Here is a 15,404-nt window from a genome sequence, read left to right on the forward strand (position 1 = left end):
GCGCATCCGGCCCGGTCGCTCCTTTTCACTTCGGTGTTGAAACTTCTTTGGCGTAGGCCTGGCAGGCCGCCAGGGCTATCAGCCCCCGGTCGCCGGCATCGGTGATGCCGATAATTCGTTGAGCATGCGCCGGGTCAAGTCGGGCGCGTGTGCCTCCATGAACCACGCCGCCGGCGCTGGTGGCGGCTGGCACTGCACAGCCGTTGGTGGTATCGGTGGCGTCGAGTAGGACTGACAGCCGGACATCAGCAGTAGCGAGGCGATCACGCAGGCGATCCTGATCACGTTGGGCATCGGTTAGGGCTCGATAGTGGGTTTGGTCTTTGGCGGCCAGCCGCTGTTCCAGGGCCAGGCGCTTGTCCTGCTCGGTGCGCTGCAGCGCGGCCGAGGCCAGGGTCATTTGATTGAGGGTTTCGGTGTGGAGCCGGGCTTGTTTTTCGAACTGCTGACCGTATCGCCAGCCCTGGACCGTCCAGGCGATGACCGCCGAGGCGGCGACCAGAGCGAACAACAGAAGCCCGGCGGCTAGCACGCGGTATTGCAGCGGGATCAGGTCGACGAGACGCATAGCACCGCCCTCGCCCGCTCCCAAAGCTGCAGACGATCTACCAAGCCGTTGAGCCCGCCGTTGATTTTCCGAGTGATCATTTCGAACTCATTACGATCAGCCAGCACGTTCAGCTCCCTGACCCACCAATACCATGCAGCCGACTCGGCCGCCCATTGGGGCAGCTCCAGCAGTTCGGGCGTGCGCAACAGACGCTCGTCACCGAACAGCTCCAAGCTGCAGCGTAGGTAGTTGTGGGCACCGGTAATCTGGATCAGGCCGCGACCGCGATAGCGCTGGCCATCTCCGTCGGGCTCGGGCGTGTTGCCGAGTTTCGACGCCAGTGAACCGGTGTCGTATTTGCTGAGGTACTGATCGCCTCCCAGCTCCCGCACGTACTGCAGTTGGCCGGATTCATGCCCAACCTGGGCCAGGAATGCCGCCTGCCGCTTGGGCGTATCGATCTGTCGGTGCGCCATGGCGGCGTTCAGGGCCGATACAAAAACGCCCGCTTGGCGGCGGGCGTTGGGCATGATGCGCTGTAATTGCTGCTCAGTGAGTGGCATGGGGGCTCCAAAAAAAGCCCGCTTCGATGGCGGGTTACGGTTGTGTTTGAGGGTGGTGCTTGGCGCGTCTAAAGCTGGACAACCTTGACCGGCTTGGCTTCCTTCTTCTTTTTCTTACCCTTGGCGTTGGCCTTGCCCTTCTTGCCGCCGTTGCACTCGACGGTGGTGGTCCAGCCGCTGGAGGTGAACAGTTGCTCCACCGCCTCAGCCAGGTATTCACCATCAAGCCCGGGCTTGATCCCCTGGATGATGATGGACCGTTCGGCAAATACATCGGTACGGCCGGCCATTTCCAGGCGAACCCCGGCGCTGCTGCGATTGAACGCAGCCAAGCGCGCCTTGGCGGCCTGCTCGGCGGCTGACTTGTTGGGGTAGATATGCCGGTCGGTATGGACGGCTGGCAGGCCGTTCGGCAGGTCGTCGTTGTCCAGCTCGACCACCTTAAGCGCGCCGGACTTTTTGTCCTGGTGCTTGGTGCGTACCGCCTTTTGCGTATTGCGGTCGCCGAGACGGAATTGATAGCGGCTCAGATCCGAGCGTTTCAAAACCACAGGGCTCAGATTCTTACCGCTGGCGGTCTGGCCGCCCTGCCGAGGCATGACCAACAGCTTGCCGTCGGCCAGCTTGGCCGTGCAGTCATATTGTTTGGCAAGGCGGGTGATGAAGTTGTAATCCGACTCGTTGAGTTGGTCGACTCGAGGCACCTTGGTTTGCACCGGGCACACCGGCTGCCAACCATTGCGGGCTGCCACGTCGCGAACAATCTGCTGCAGGGGCACGTTTTCCCAGGAACCGCTGCGCACGGTCTTGCCGCTGCCACGCATGTCACTGGCTTTACCCCGAATCACCATCGTGTCAGGCGGCCCCGACAATTCGATCTCGTCGACGGTGTAGCGCCCCAAACGGGTCAAGGCCTGCCCGGTATACCCCAAGTAAACCTCGATACCCGCTCCACGCGAGGGCAGCGCAACCGCCTGATCACGATCATCAATACGCAACTCAAAATCATCCGACTCCATGCCGGGTTTGTCTGAGGTGCGCAGACTTAACAGACGATCATTAATCAGCGTGGTGATGTCCTTGCCGTCCGCGATAATGCGAAACGTAGGCTGCATGGTCGAACTCCAGAAATGAAAAAGCCCGCACTAGGCGGGCTCAGATAATTAACGCTGGACGTGTGCAGTACCGCTAGTTGATATCGATCAGGCTCAAGCGGTCTTCGTGGACATGCATGCAACTGCCGCAGATAGGACACGCGATCACGTCCTGCTTGGGGTCGACGTGCAATGCCTTGGTGCAGGCAGGACAGTTGCCATGAGTCAACGTCTCGCGAAAACCAAAGGTTTTCCACAAAACAACGACCATCACTCCGAAGGCTAAAAACCAACCTAGTACTGGAATGAAAGCCAGAAGGACCGCACCAATGGTCCCAAAAAGGATCCAGTTAATACGGTGATTAAGTTCGCGCCACCAGGTCCGTTTTACCTTCCTTAATTCCGTGCATCGCTCCATGTGTCTTCCCTCGACAGTAAAAATGGGGCAATGGTATCGGCCCACTCGACATCAGGCAATATGCCATCAATCCCACAACTGAACGTCCTCCATCGTCTGCGCTGGCAGATCCGGCAGCAGGATGATCACCCCAGCGCGAAACGGTTGAGGCTCATCGGCCAGGCCTTGATTGGCGGCAAGCACGGCCTCCACCGTGCCATTCAAATGGCCGTAGTAGTGATGACAGACGGTGTCCAACAGATCCCCGTCAGACGTTCTGCAGGTCGTCGCCATAGCTCACAAACTCCAGTGAAAAGGATTGCTTACGCGGAATGCCACCCGCGAGCAGGTTGCTTTGATCTTCCTCGATGTTGAGCAGGCACCAGGTGCCGAGCACTTCGCCGTAGCCGGTGGTCAGGTTCACCGGCTGCAGACGTCGCCCGATGGTGCGCAGGGTGTCCAGCTGTTTGAGCCCACCTTTGAAGCCCGGAAAAATCGCGCCCTTGAGGCTGATCTTGTCCTCTCCCTGGCCGACCGCCTGCTGGGCGATGCTGCGTGTCAGACGTTCCTGGCCTGCCCAGCGAAACGACGTCTGGCGACGGAGTTCCTCGAAAGCCGCCGTATCCAGGTTGAAGTAGTACGGCTGCGCGTTCGGCTCCAGGGGCTGCATGATCAGCAGGTGCGGGAACGGCTTCACCGCCTCGGCCGCAGGCGTCAGCTGTGGCGCGAATGAACCCGTGGGCATGATGTTGCTCAGTGATAGGCTCACCTGGCCGGCAATGCGATTAATCGCTGCACCTGCCTTGCCTGCCTGTTCTTTGAGCGAACCCAGCCGCTCTTGAACTTGGCCGGCTGCGGTGACGGCTTGGTTGTACTTGGACGCAACCTGACCCACGGTGGACTGCGCCGCGTTGATTGCCCGCATGGTCCGTTGCACCTTGGCGCCGATGGCAGGCCCAATGAAGGGCACCCCCTCCAGCTCCGAGGCGGCGCCGGTCATGTCGCTGATTGCACCATTGAGCGGGCCCAGCATGCCATCGAGACTGGTACGGCCAGCCTCCCCCGCTGCAAGCAGTGATTTGAACACCGATTGCAGTTGCTCCATGTAGGCCATGGCACCTCCTTAAACGTGAGGGGAATCGAACAACTGACTCGACGCTTGGCGGGCGGCCACGTCCCGGGAGAAGGACTCCATTAACTGGCGCAGATGCGGCTCCAGATCCCGAGCCAGCTGCGCCGGGTCTTTTACATCGCCTTGCACGGTGATGGAGACTTGCGGCGCAAAGCTGAAAGCCTGCTCAACTTTTGACGGCACAGGCGGCGTCGGCTCTACCACCTTCGCGACTTCGGGCGGCTTGGTCGGCGCGTCAGTAGATGCCGCTGGCTTGTCTGCTTTTGCGTCCTCAGCCTTGTCATCACTGCCAAACCAGGACTTGCCCAAGAAGCCACCGATACTCTCGCCACCCAGGCCGCCCAAAGCGGCACCAATTAATCCCCCAATGGCGGTGCCAACGATCGGCACCACCGAGCCGATGGCGGCACCGGCAGCACCACCCGCAAGCGCGCCCGCAAGACCGCCAGCCGCGCTGCCGTACCCTTCGGCTTTCTCATCCTGCGTTGTGGCGTTGAGTGCGGTGTCCAGGGCACCCACTCCCGCATCAAGCACCGATCCACCTGGGAGACGTTTGGAAAGGCGCGTAACCCCTCTTATCGACTTCACCGCCTGACCAAGTGAACCGCTAGGGACGGCCTCTGCCACGGCAGCCAAAGGGAGAGCGGCCACCGCTGCGGCCTTGGGTAAGGCGGACACTGCAGACGCTTTGGGCAGTGAGGGCATTGCAGGTGCGGCCACTGCCGGGGCACTCGGTGCCCGAACCATCATCCGCTTGCGCGGCATAGCCCCTATGCCAGAACGACGACCACGGCGGCCACGTTGACGCTTACGTGCAGCGCCTCCAGGATCCGTCCCCGGACCGCTGGAACTGGCCCTGCCGATAGCCTCCGCATTGACGACAAAGACCCGCTGCGGCTCGCTGCCAGCGTCCGAGCTGCCTCCCATGAGTTTGCCGAGCACACCAAGGCCTTTGTCCACCGTTTTGATACCGGTTTTCGGAGCCTTGGCAGCGGCGTCACCGAGGGCGCCCGCGCCTCGTTCCATCGCTCGACCACGCGATATGTTGTAGAGTCCCTTGCCAATCTTCACCGCGCTGGCAGCCGTCTTGAGGGCCAACAGGCCGGTGGTGATAGCAGCAATGCCAAGCACCACCGGTTGCGAGCCATCCGAAAGCTTGGTCAACCCACGCACAATTGAGGTCAAGCCCTGGGCGACCGCGTCAGTCGCCGGGCGAATGGCGTCACCCACGCTACGCATGCCATCGCTAACCGCCTGGCCCAGCTCATCCCACATCTGTTTCGACGTTTCGCGCCGCTCGGCCAGGTTCTTATCGAGGATCCCGCCAGAAGCCTGCGAATCCTTTTTCAACTGCTCGTACAGCGACTTGTTTTGCGAGTAGGCCGTGAGCGCTGCCTTGACCTGCATGTCGGCGAACAGGTCACCAGTACGCAGGGATTTCTCCAGCGCATCGAGCGCCGCCTTGGCCTTCTCCGGATCCGTCTCCTTGCTGATCTTGGCCTGGGCCTCGGCCATCTTCGCGGCTTTCGCCGGGTCGGTGGCCTGGATGTATTTCATCGCCAGGGCGAAGCTGGATTCCAGGGTCGACATGCCCTTCTGAATACCAGTGTTCAAGGAGGCTTGATAGTCGATACCGGCGTCCTTGTACGCCTTGACCACGTCGCCCGAACCGATTTTTTCCATCCAGTTCTTGAGGTTGTTGGCCGCTTCGTCCGAGCCCCCGGCCGTTTTCATCTGCACCTGGAGCATTGCACCCAAAGAGCTGACCGCCTCCATGCCAGTGCTGCCGTTCTTCTCCATGCTCGCCAGCAATTGAGGAAACCACCGAGCCATGTCGCTGGCCTCGAAGCTCCCCGCCTGCCCTTGGTAGGCGATGGCCTCCAAGGCCTGCTGCATCACCTTGGGGTCGTTGATCTTGGCGTTCTGCTGCAGAGCCATGATCATGCTGGCCGTGTCGACGCCGGACGCGCCCTGGCCGATGGCAAACTTCGCCGCCGTCGGCGCGTAAGCCATAGCCTGCTTGAGGTCCATGCCGGCACCGACCAGCTGGTTCACCAGGTCCGCTACGTCGTTACGGGCCATGCCTGTATCGCGAGAGGTCTGGATTACGGTCTGGCTAAGCTGTGTTTCTTGCGGCTTGTTGACCACATCCGCCTTGATCGCGATGTCGCGGATGATCGCCTGAAAATCCGCGCTGACCTTGGTCGGAATCGCTGCAAGACCGGTGGCGACAACACCCTGACCAATGCTCGACGTGAGTCCTTTCTTGCCGGCATCGAGCTGCTGGTGCCCTTTGAGCTGCAGATCGGCGGCTTTAGCTGCACGGCCCAGGCGCTGGTACTCCTGCCCCAGCCGGCCCACCTCCACGCCCTGTTTGCGCAGGGCGTCAAGGTTGCCGTTGAGCTTGCGCAACAGACCATCGGCCGAGGCTGCACCGCTGTCGTGCGCCCGCTTCCATTCATCGCGCAGGCGGATGGTTTCGCCAATGGTGCTCTTGAGCACCTTGGCCTTGCTGCCTTTGTCCTCCAGCTTTTTGATGTGGCCATCAACCGTGCGGAAGGCAGACGCCATCGTCGAACTGACGGCGCCGCCAATCACCAGCGATAACGCCAGTTTGCTAGCCATCGTCTACCCCTTGTTTCAGTCTGAAAGCCACCAGACCATGTCGGAGAACGGCATGGCGAGGATTTCAGCGGCGGAAAAGTTCAGTTCGGTGGCTAAGCGTTTAGCGAGTTGTTTTTGCACTTTCTGGTCGAAGCTCATCATCTTGCACCAGGCGAAAATAGCCGGCCTGCAAGCGATTGAGGTCTTTCACAAGTAGACCGTCTAAATCCTTGGTTCCGATCTCAGCCAGCGAGGTATACAGGTACTCATCCTGTTTCTCCTCGTCGGAGGGGAACGCCTCACGAGCGTTGCGAAGGTCGCGCACAGTCGGGGCTCGCAAACTCAATGTATCGACGCGTACCCCGTTGGCTTCGCTTGGTACGCTCAGCTTCACAGTCACGCGGTCAGCCGTCAGGGTCATCCAGCTCGGGATTTTGGTGTCGCTCATAGTGTTATGTCCTTGAAGTAGGTAGGAGGCCGCCGCCCAGGCGAGGCACTGGGCGGACGGACAGAAGGAAATTAGAGGCCCAAAGCGGAACGCTGGGCGGCGAGTTGGTCAACGCCGTTGATCACTCGGCGCATGCCGATGGGGTCGATCTCGTAGACGGTTCGGCCGTCCACTTCGAGCTTGTAGTACGTCAGCCCGATGGAGTGCTTGATCTCGGCCTTGTCGCCCGGCTTCCAGTCGCCCATGTCGACTTCTTTCAACGTGCCGCGCAGGGTGACGATGACCGGCGTGACTTTGCCCTTGAGCCCTTTATAGGCCCCTCGGAACGTACCGTTGAACGCCGTGCCGTCGGCCAAGCCGAAGAACTTCAACGACTCACGACGCACGCCCGTAGTGGTGAAGTTCGCCTCTTGTTTCTCCATGCCCATGTCCAGCTCGACCGGCGCGTCCATGCCGCCGCCGCGATGCTCTTCCATCTTGAGCGTGAGCTTGGGCAGCGTCAGGCTCGGCACGTCGCCCTGAAAACTGACGCCGTCGACGAACAAGTTCAGGTTCGCCAGGGTTTCGGGAATCATTGCCATTGAGGTCGCTCCTTAAGCGGCGGTGTCGAGGACTTCGGTCAGCCATTGGTTGGTGACCTCTACGCGGAAGTTGGGGTTTTCTGCCGGCGGAACATCGGTGAAGCGAATGTTCCAATACACCTTGCCCTGTTCCAGCTGGCTGGCCGTGTTCAGCTCCGGGTCGGCATACACCTCGAAGTTGATGATTGCGCCTTGGGCTTTCAGGTCGCGCATGAACGCTTGCAATCCTTCGGTCACATCCTTGATGTAAGTCGCGGTGATCGAACGGTCGACCGCCCATTTGTGGCCGTAGAGGATCGCGTCCATGACGATGTCCATCGTCCGTACGCGAGTGACGAACGCCCACTTCGGATCGCTCGACAGGGTGCGGTTGCCCCAAAGGCGGAAGCCGTCATCACGGATGATCGTGGTGATGTTGGCGTTGTTGAGCAGGTTGGCCCGGCAGGTTTCGTCACCGTCCAGAAACTCGATGGGCCGCGTGGTACCGGTGATGCCGACAAATTCCTTGTTCGAAGGCGAAGCCCAAAAGCCGTATTCGCTATCGGTCCAAGCGAACAAGCCCGCCACCCAGGCCGAGCCCGGCGCGTCGACCGTGGCGTCCGCCGTGGTGTCCCAATACTGCACGCCTGGATCAACCAGGTACGCCCGCTTGGCGCCGAAGTTCTCGGCGTAAGCCATCACAGCCTCATCGGTGGTGTTTGGACCGTCGAGGATGGCGAGCCCTCGCAATTTGTCGGCCACTGCCACCAGGGCGGTACCGACAGCCAGGGTCGAGCTGTGCTTGGGGGTCACCAGCAGCCGCGGCTGGGCGTTGAACCGGCTTTTGCCATCCAGCAGCGCTTGCAGGCCGGTACGCTTACCGTTGGCCTGTACGCCACCGATGATGGCCGAGGTCTGTGCAGCCGGATCGGCCAACTGGGCCACACCACAGGCGACGATCACCGCCTTGGCCCGGGTGTAGATGGCCTTGCAGGCTTTGGTGATCGCAGAGTCGGCGCCGAAGGCTGCCACCGCTTCGCGCTCATTGGTGATCACCACCAGGTCATTCGGCTGAGCGCTGTAGGCCGGCGCCGGCACGAAGGTATCAACCAGTCCAATGATCGAGGACGAAGGCAACGCAATGACACGAGCGCCGGTGTCGACGTTCGTGGTGGTAACGCCGTGAAAGAAGCTCATAGGTTCTCCAGATACGAAAAGGCCCCGCAATGCAGGGCCTTTGTTTGTGGTGAAGTGGAAAAGAAAACGCCCCGTCAATGCGGGGCGTTTAATGGGTATGTTCGGCGAGCCAGCCCGGGGCAATGGGGCGATGTTCTGCCAGCGGGAACTGGCCCGCTTGTGGCCAGTCTCGCAACTGGCGCCGATAGGCCTGCAATGCGACGTATTGTTCGGCGGCAAGTGTGGTAGCCATACCGCTTTCAGATTCGTCGCGATGGCGCGCAACCACCCCATCAGTTGCTGACAATTGCGATGCCCGCCAACTGCGTTCGATCTCGGCCAATTGTTCCTTCGACAACGGTGGTCGTTCCACGAGAGATGGCGGCTCGGTTTCGAAGTTGATCACCATGCCCTCCATCTGCCCACTCAGTAAGTGCAGATGCAATTCACTTGATATCTCCATTGCGTCCGCCGGCAGCCCCCCTCCTAAGTCCGAGTCATAGAAAAGGCCTGTTGTCTTGCTGGAGTAAATCATTCAACCCCCTTAATAACCAAACGCATGTACCCGGACAGCCGATTGGCTGGCGGTATAGTTGGATTGCAAAAGAACCTGGCCGAGTCCGTTGGGCATGCCTGCGACGAAGGGCTGGCCGGCACTGTCGTAAATGGCGCTATCGGTCAAACTGACGCCGCATCCGAAAAACTGGTTGGGGAAGGCAGCAGGCAGATTAAATACCGCGCTCTTAAACGCCGAAGCAAAGTTCGCGGTCATCCATTGCATCAGCAACCCAGAGGGCAGCCTCTGATAACCGTTCGGGGCAAGCAGTGCGCCGAACTGGCGCGTTTTTGCGGACACCCCTGTGCCTGTCAGCAGCCACACCCTGTCGCCGATGTACATGCAATCAACGTAAGCGTCTGTCGGAATTGCACGTGTGGTAGCGCTTGCTGTCGCGTCGATGTTTTCCTGCATTTTGTCCGAACCTTGCACCGCCAACGCAAGGCTTGAAGCACTCCAGTTTTGAAGCCGAATGATCGAGCCGGAGGGGAGATTGTTTACGGCTGAGTCAGGCAAGCTATAGGAGTGTCCACCAGCGCCGGAAAAATGCACAACGGCGCCAATGTGCGAAACGCTCCCAGGTACCGCGCCCGCAGAGGAATAAAACCCCGCATATTGAAGTCCACGCGCCTGCACTGCCGCCGCCGTCATTATCTGATCGCTCACATCGAAGCGCGGCGGTCTTGTCGAGGTCGGAATGCCTCTGAGAACCGGACTGATAAAGTCTGATTGCTGAAGATAGATATTCGATCCGTCACCGAACAGCAGTGACGACTGGCTTTGACTGACAACTACGCCGGTCCCCGCCGCAGTTTTTACTGTAAGCGTGAAGTTTCCGGTGGTGGCGTTCCAGAACTGATAACGCCCGATTACCGTAGGAACTACCACCACCCTGTTGCCCGTCAGGGCACCGGTTAACACAATCAGCCCGGCCCCCAGTTGCGTGGCCGTCAACACGATATTCCCCGAGCCTGCAACGTTGATCACGCTGCCGCCGTTCACTGTCTGTTGAACGTAGGCGGTTGTAGCAAGAGTGGTGTCACTATCCCCGGGTGCCGGGTTCGGTGCACGTGGATCGCCGGTAAAAAATGGACTGTTGAGCGGCGCTTTCGTGGCTAAAGCGTTGGTGACCGTGGTGGCAAAGTTTGGGTCGTCGCCCAGCGCGGCAGCCAGCTCGTTGAGGGTATCCAACGTGCCTGGCGACGAGTCCACCAGTGCCGCTATGGCGGCCTGTATAAATGCCGTCGTTGCCAACTGGTTGGTATTGGTCCCCACCGGCGCCGTCGGGGCAGTAGGCGTACCGGTAAACGCAGGGGAACTGATGGGTGCCAAGCCATGATTGACGTTCTGGAAAACCAACGGCGTTGTACCCAGGATGATTGCCCCATCCGTCACCAGCTGCCAGCGTGTATCCGCCTGCGAAGCGCCCTGCTCAACCGAGACCAACAGCGCAGAGGTCACTTCAACGCTGCTGTCAGCATCCAGCGAGCGTGACCACGCCCCCGTGGCCGCGACATACAGGCCATTGTCCTTAGCAGCAGCTTGGTTCTTTACCAGCACACGGTCACCGTCGAGCAAGACCACTGAATCAATCGTCTGCAACCCCGCCAGCGTGATGTTCGCCGTGGTGGCAACCCGTACCGATTGTTTGGTGTCTAGCTTGCACAACTCTTCAAAGATTCTTGTATCGACGTACTCACGCGTAGCCAGCACCACCGATGGGTCTATCTTGAGCGAAATGTTGCCGGTGCTGGAAACGATCAAATTCATCCGCACCACCTGCGTGCGGCCCGATCCCTGCGACAGCACCGGTTTGAAGCTCGGCGCGCAATTCGCCACCGCCACCAGATCCCCGTCCGCGTCATACAGACCGATTTCGCGAATCCACTTGCCGCCCTCATCAGCCGGGATGATTTGCTCGGCAATGATGACCGCCGGGTTGACCGGATCAACTTTAAGTTGATTCAGTGGCCTACGGCGCCATTCGTTGATGAGTTTGGTTTGAGCTGCATTGGGGATAGGGTCAGTACCATTGGCATCCCCCACCCCCATTTCGGTGATTTTCCAGGGAATACCGAGGGCGTCGGCGTTCGCTTGTTTTGCCATACCCACGTTCGTGAGGATCGCGAAAAATTGCGAGTTCACATCAATCATAATAAACGTCCAAGGTGTCTATGGAGTGTTCGCGTCCCACCACACCAAAACGGCCCGTAACTTCAATGTCACGCATGACCGGCGGGTACACGTCGATTTCGTCGCCTTCATACAAGGCAACGCCGATGTTCAAATGGCCTGTGGTTTCGAGGCTGATCGCCAGCCCTGTCATGTGGCGACTGACCGGCCGAGCGTCATCGATCAACCACGTCAGTTCCTGATAGGTCTCTTCGCTGATGCCTTCATCGGAAACACCGATCTTCAAGGCGAACGTCCCCGGCACACCCTTGGGTTCGGTCTGGAACCACTCGACGACCTCGATCAGATAGCCGAATGGCTCCACTACCCTGCGCAGAGCCCCGATGGTTCCTTTGTGGGCATGTACGTAGAACGAAGAGCGGATCACCGAACGCTTGACCGCTTCGGGCCAAGCCTCATCCCAGCGGTCCACGGACCAGGCCCAAGCCAGTTGGTAAAGCAGGTGAGCCGGGCAGGTGTCCGGGTTGTATAAGGTTCGAAGCGGTATCTCCGTTGTTTCATCGATAGCCGCCTCTATGGCTCGCTCGAGCTGGGTGCTGTTGAGGGGAAGCAAACTTTTCATTGGCCACCCCGCTTTATAGTGAACCCCGTGCACCACGCCGCCTGGGCCTTGGTTGGGCGGATGTCCACCCATCCAGGGATCTCGACCCGGGCCACGCCGCTGACGTGGATCTGTGCATCAATCGCCGAACGGGCCACCTCAACGCCTAAGCGGCGCCGTGGGTTGATCCAGGCCTGCAATCGCGCATTACACTCGGCCTGCGCTGCCTCGTTTTCCGGGCCATTACCGGCCATGTACACCACGGCATCGATTCGATAAGGCAGGATCTCGGCGCCCTGCACCGTCAGCCGGTCAGCAACCGGCCGCCGGTCATCATCGCTAAGGTAGGTTTCGACCTCGGCCAATAGCTCGGGGCTGGCCGTGCCATCGCCGTCAAGCGACAACACAGTGACCACCACCTCAGCAGGCGCCGGGCTTTCGGCCGTGGCATCTGCCACCAGGCCCGAGGCGTTCCGTGCGTGCAGGATGTAGCTGTTTCGGGGGCCGGCAGTGGTAAGCCCTTCGTAAACCAGTTGGATCCGCTCGCGCAGGGCGTCGTCCTCCTCCATCACCGCCGACACGGGCGGAACGACGGAAAGATCCTCGGCTTGAACAACCAAGCGTCTGAGCCCTACGTTGCCTGCCAGATGGTCAAGGTCGGCCCGTTTTGCAAAAGCCAGCAGCAAGGCTTTACCAGCATCGTTGACCCGCGCCCGGTTCTGCATGCGTCGATAAGCACCCAGTTCCAGCAGCTTCGTCACCGGATCGCTTTCAAGATGTGCCGTCCAGTTATCGCCCATGTATTCGCGAAACGCCGCCAACTCTTCTTGGTACAGTTCCTCAAAATCCAGACTCTCCAGCACCTGTGGCGCCGGCAACGCCGAAAGGTCGATAGTGCTCATGCGTTCACCTCCAGCACCACGCCATCGCCAATGTAAGAGCCCGTCAGTTGCAGGGTGATTTGTCCATCCACCACCGCAACGACCCGGACACGTTCAAGCTTTAAACGGGGTTCCCAACGCCCGAGGGCACGAGCGACCTCGGCCTGTACCGCGCTTTTCCAGCCCTCGTTAACTGGCAGATCGACATAGCGACGCATCTGGCTGCCGTACTCTGGCCGCATGCGGCGGCTGCCGACAGGCGTGCTCAGAATGTCCTCAATGGACTGCCGCAAATGCGCCTGGCCGGACAGCGGCTGCCCCGTGCGACGGTCCACTCCGATCATGTAGTTACTCCGTCAGCTGTTGCATATCCGGGTGCGCTTTGAGGAAGGCGTACTGATCATCGCCGCACGCTGTGACCTTACCGGTGATAACCGGTATGGCCTGGCCGTCGGGCATAATCAGCGTGCGTGAGGTGTACCGGGTGTCGCGAAACACTCGTGCCGGTCCGATGGGTGCCGGTGACTCGGTTTGGACTGGCTCAGGCAATGCCGTGACGGCAGTTGTTCGCTCCGTCTCTGTTCGCGTTTTGCTCATATGGGTTGCTCCAGAAATGCGAAAGCCCGCACGCGGCGGGCTGTGGATAAATGTCGGAGTCAGTGTTTGTGGTTCGGCGTGTTGCCAGTGGTGTCGATGATTTTTCCGCCGCCGTTGATATCGCCCGTGACCTGTAACCGGCCGTTGATCAGCACATTGCCGGTCAGGGTGATATCGCCTGCCGTGGCGTTGATCTCGCTGTCCGTTACGACCACTTCGGTTCCGCCGACTTTGATGGTCACGGTACCGCTTGGCACGGTGATGGTGTAGGTGCTGGCCTGCCAGTCATAGACCAGCGAGCCACCATCCTCGAAACGCCACACCTCGACATGGTCGCGGTTGTCCGGTGGTGCCCCGGCATCACCATACAGACCGGGGATAAATGTGCCCTGCGCCACATCACCGCTGGCACTTACCAGAGTTCCCTGCTCGCCCATGCTGGGCGCTCGCCAATGACGGGCTTTACCGGCGGCGATGCTGTGCCAACGCACCCAGGCACTGACCCAGTCCCCATCCGACACCCGACATGCGGGCGGCGAAGCGGTCAGGTCCAGCGCGACCACATAACAATCCTTGACCAGGCCGGCCAGCATGCGGTCATGCTGCGCACTGGGGTAGCTCATGCCATATCCTCCGGTGGCTGGTAGCTTCCTTCGCTGCCAGGCCCCGTGTCAGGGCTGAAACCCCAGAGCAAGGTACCCGGTGGCTGATTCGGCCACGGCCACTCTTCTACACCCAGGTAAATTGTCTGGGTCCATTCAACGACCCAGACCGCATAGCCGTCCAATTCGGGGCGAGTCCAGTCTTGGGCTGCCCGAACAAACTCGGCGGGCTCGACCTCCAGCCCCCATGTCTGGATACGCAACAGCACGGCCATTTGTGCAGCGGCGAATGCCGCTTTCTGCTGGCATTCGGCATCCTCACCGCCGACGATGAAGCGCACCTCCAAGCGCGCAACCAGCGCCGTCTCCCCTGTTCCGGGATCTTGGCCGGGTTCCAACTCCGCCAGTTCAATCACCGCAGCAGGCAAGTCGATGTGATCGGCCATATAGGGCATGGTGCGCACGCAAGCCAATCCTGGGATCGCTTGGTCGATTTGAGCCTCAACGGCCTGATACAAAAGCTCAAGACTGAAGTCAGACACGGGCGGATCCTCGCAGATACTTCTGCAGTTCAAAGTTCAGTTCCTGCTCCAGGATCTCAAGCAGGCGTTGGTGAGCCCGATTGGTCCATGACTCGAAGTGCGGCCGGACGTCCTCCAGGGATATCTTGGCCTTGGCAAGTGGAAAACGGCTGTCGTTCTCCGAGATCCAGCCTGAGCTAGCCCCACCACCGCCAGATACCTCACTGTCGGGATAATCGCTGGCCTTGAAGTGCTTGCTCGCGGTTCGAATCCAGATGTCGGGCCGGCTGCCATAGACCTTTTTGAAAAACGCTCCTTCATATCGACGGCCCGCTACCGAAACACCTGACCGTGATTGTCGTGGTCGACCCGCACGGCTGGCCTCAATCGCATTGATGCCGAACCACAGCTTGCCTTGCCCGTTACCAGAAAGCGGGTAGGCACGCAGGCGCTGCCGTACCGCTGACACCGCGATGCGCTCCTGCCGGCTGACGGTGCGGGCAATGTGGGTTCGCAACCACCGTAGCGTTTTGTTGATGGCCCGGCGCTGTGCAGCTAAGGAAGCCTTGGGCACCAGCGCTGCGAAGTCAGCAAACGCTTTCAGATCCGACCGATCAGCCTGCAGCGTGATTATGCCGCTGCTGGCTGACTGCTTGACGTAGCTGCCGACGCTCATGGGGATTTCCTCAGCACCAGAGTCACCAAACCATCGCCGCCGGGCTCCGGCCTGACGACGATGTAATTACCACCGCCGTCATGCACCGGCAGGTCGACCACGACATCTTGCCGCTCACTGACGCCCTCGGCGTCTGCCACCCGGATGACCAGGTGCGGCTCGCGCAGGCCGGTGTTGATCCGGCCGAGTTTGGGTTGCAACCATGGCGCCGAAAACATACCAAGGACTGGGCGACCTTCGATCAGCACCGGGTCGCCGAGGACATCGAATACCGTGTTGTCCAGGTCGCTGACCAGCTCGCGAAAGCTCATGG

19 protein-coding genes are annotated in these 15,404 nt (G+C 60.2%); all 19 read right to left on the reverse strand.

From position 1 onward, the window contains the following. Positions 1-25 precede the first annotated feature (25 nt). The 19 genes from AB4O09_RS21065 to AB4O09_RS21155 all read right to left on the reverse strand — a co-directional run bounded on the left by AB4O09_RS21065 (position 26) and on the right by AB4O09_RS21155 (position 15,402). Positions 26-568, reverse strand: a complete 543-nt coding sequence (locus AB4O09_RS21065) for a lysis system i-spanin subunit Rz (RefSeq protein ID WP_460107435.1) — start codon at positions 566-568, stop codon at positions 26-28. Beyond that, positions 550-1,113, reverse strand: coding sequence for a glycoside hydrolase family 19 protein (locus AB4O09_RS21070; protein WP_460107437.1), 564 nt, complete (start codon positions 1,111-1,113; stop codon positions 550-552). Before AB4O09_RS21070 ends, AB4O09_RS21065 begins: the two co-directional genes overlap by 19 nt. A 68-nt stretch (positions 1,114-1,181) precedes the next feature. Beyond that, entirely contained in the window at positions 1,182-2,228 is a 1,047-nt protein-coding gene (locus tag AB4O09_RS21075; RefSeq protein WP_460107439.1) for a phage late control D family protein, read from the reverse strand. Positions 2,229-2,301: 73 nt separating this feature from the next. Beyond that, positions 2,302-2,625 (reverse strand): hypothetical protein, encoded by a 324-nt coding sequence (locus tag AB4O09_RS21080; protein WP_460107442.1) that lies wholly within the window; start codon positions 2,623-2,625, stop codon positions 2,302-2,304. A 66-nt stretch (positions 2,626-2,691) separates the two neighbouring features. After that, a complete protein-coding gene (locus tag AB4O09_RS21085) occupies positions 2,692-2,898 on the reverse strand; it encodes a tail protein X (protein ID WP_460107444.1) in 207 nt (68 codons plus the stop codon). Further along, positions 2,873-3,718 (reverse strand): phage tail protein, encoded by an 846-nt coding sequence (locus AB4O09_RS21090; protein WP_460107446.1) that lies wholly within the window; start codon positions 3,716-3,718, stop codon positions 2,873-2,875. Before AB4O09_RS21090 ends, AB4O09_RS21085 begins: the two co-directional genes overlap by 26 nt. Positions 3,719-3,727: 9 nt before the next feature. Further along, positions 3,728-6,361: a phage tail tape measure protein gene (locus tag AB4O09_RS21095; protein WP_460107448.1), complete on the reverse strand. Its 2,634-nt coding sequence runs from the start codon at positions 6,359-6,361 to the stop codon at positions 3,728-3,730. Positions 6,362-6,461: 100 nt separating this feature from the next. Next, on the reverse strand, positions 6,462-6,788 hold the full coding sequence (locus AB4O09_RS21100) for a phage tail assembly protein (protein ID WP_460107450.1): 327 nt from the start codon (positions 6,786-6,788) through the stop codon (positions 6,462-6,464). Positions 6,789-6,859: 71 nt separating this feature from the next. Continuing rightward, positions 6,860-7,369, reverse strand: a complete 510-nt coding sequence (locus AB4O09_RS21105; RefSeq protein ID WP_411386984.1) for a phage major tail tube protein — start codon at positions 7,367-7,369, stop codon at positions 6,860-6,862. A gap of 12 nt (positions 7,370-7,381) precedes the next feature. Continuing rightward, a complete protein-coding gene (locus tag AB4O09_RS21110; RefSeq protein ID WP_460107451.1) occupies positions 7,382-8,545 on the reverse strand; it encodes a phage tail sheath subtilisin-like domain-containing protein in 1,164 nt (387 codons plus the stop codon). A gap of 88 nt (positions 8,546-8,633) precedes the next feature. Then, entirely contained in the window at positions 8,634-9,059 is a 426-nt protein-coding gene (locus AB4O09_RS21115; protein ID WP_460107453.1) for a tail fiber assembly protein, read from the reverse strand. Positions 9,060-9,068: 9 nt separating this feature from the next. Beyond that, positions 9,069-11,234, reverse strand: coding sequence for a phage tail protein (locus AB4O09_RS21120; protein WP_460107455.1), 2,166 nt, complete (start codon positions 11,232-11,234; stop codon positions 9,069-9,071). Next, positions 11,227-11,835, reverse strand: coding sequence for a phage tail protein I (locus AB4O09_RS21125; protein WP_460107457.1), 609 nt, complete (start codon positions 11,833-11,835; stop codon positions 11,227-11,229). The genes AB4O09_RS21120 and AB4O09_RS21125 overlap by 8 nt, the downstream gene beginning before the upstream one ends. Then, entirely contained in the window at positions 11,832-12,716 is an 885-nt protein-coding gene (locus tag AB4O09_RS21130) for a baseplate assembly protein (protein WP_460107458.1), read from the reverse strand. Before AB4O09_RS21130 ends, AB4O09_RS21125 begins: the two co-directional genes overlap by 4 nt. Beyond that, positions 12,713-13,039: a GPW/gp25 family protein gene (locus AB4O09_RS21135; protein ID WP_411386979.1), complete on the reverse strand. Its 327-nt coding sequence runs from the start codon at positions 13,037-13,039 to the stop codon at positions 12,713-12,715. Before AB4O09_RS21135 ends, AB4O09_RS21130 begins: the two co-directional genes overlap by 4 nt. Positions 13,040-13,351: 312 nt before the next feature. Next, complete coding sequence (locus AB4O09_RS21140; RefSeq protein WP_460107461.1) at positions 13,352-13,915, reverse strand: phage baseplate assembly protein V; 564 nt, start codon at positions 13,913-13,915, stop codon at positions 13,352-13,354. After that, a complete protein-coding gene (locus AB4O09_RS21145) occupies positions 13,912-14,436 on the reverse strand; it encodes a hypothetical protein (RefSeq protein ID WP_460107463.1) in 525 nt (174 codons plus the stop codon). The genes AB4O09_RS21140 and AB4O09_RS21145 overlap by 4 nt, the downstream gene beginning before the upstream one ends. Then, positions 14,429-15,091: a hypothetical protein gene (locus AB4O09_RS21150; RefSeq protein WP_460107466.1), complete on the reverse strand. Its 663-nt coding sequence runs from the start codon at positions 15,089-15,091 to the stop codon at positions 14,429-14,431. Before AB4O09_RS21150 ends, AB4O09_RS21145 begins: the two co-directional genes overlap by 8 nt. Continuing rightward, positions 15,088-15,402: a head-tail joining protein gene (locus AB4O09_RS21155; RefSeq protein ID WP_460107468.1), complete on the reverse strand. Its 315-nt coding sequence runs from the start codon at positions 15,400-15,402 to the stop codon at positions 15,088-15,090. Before AB4O09_RS21155 ends, AB4O09_RS21150 begins: the two co-directional genes overlap by 4 nt. Positions 15,403-15,404: the final 2 nt, after the last annotated feature.

It is taken from the genome of Pseudomonas sp. H1_F01, assembly GCF_054681425.1.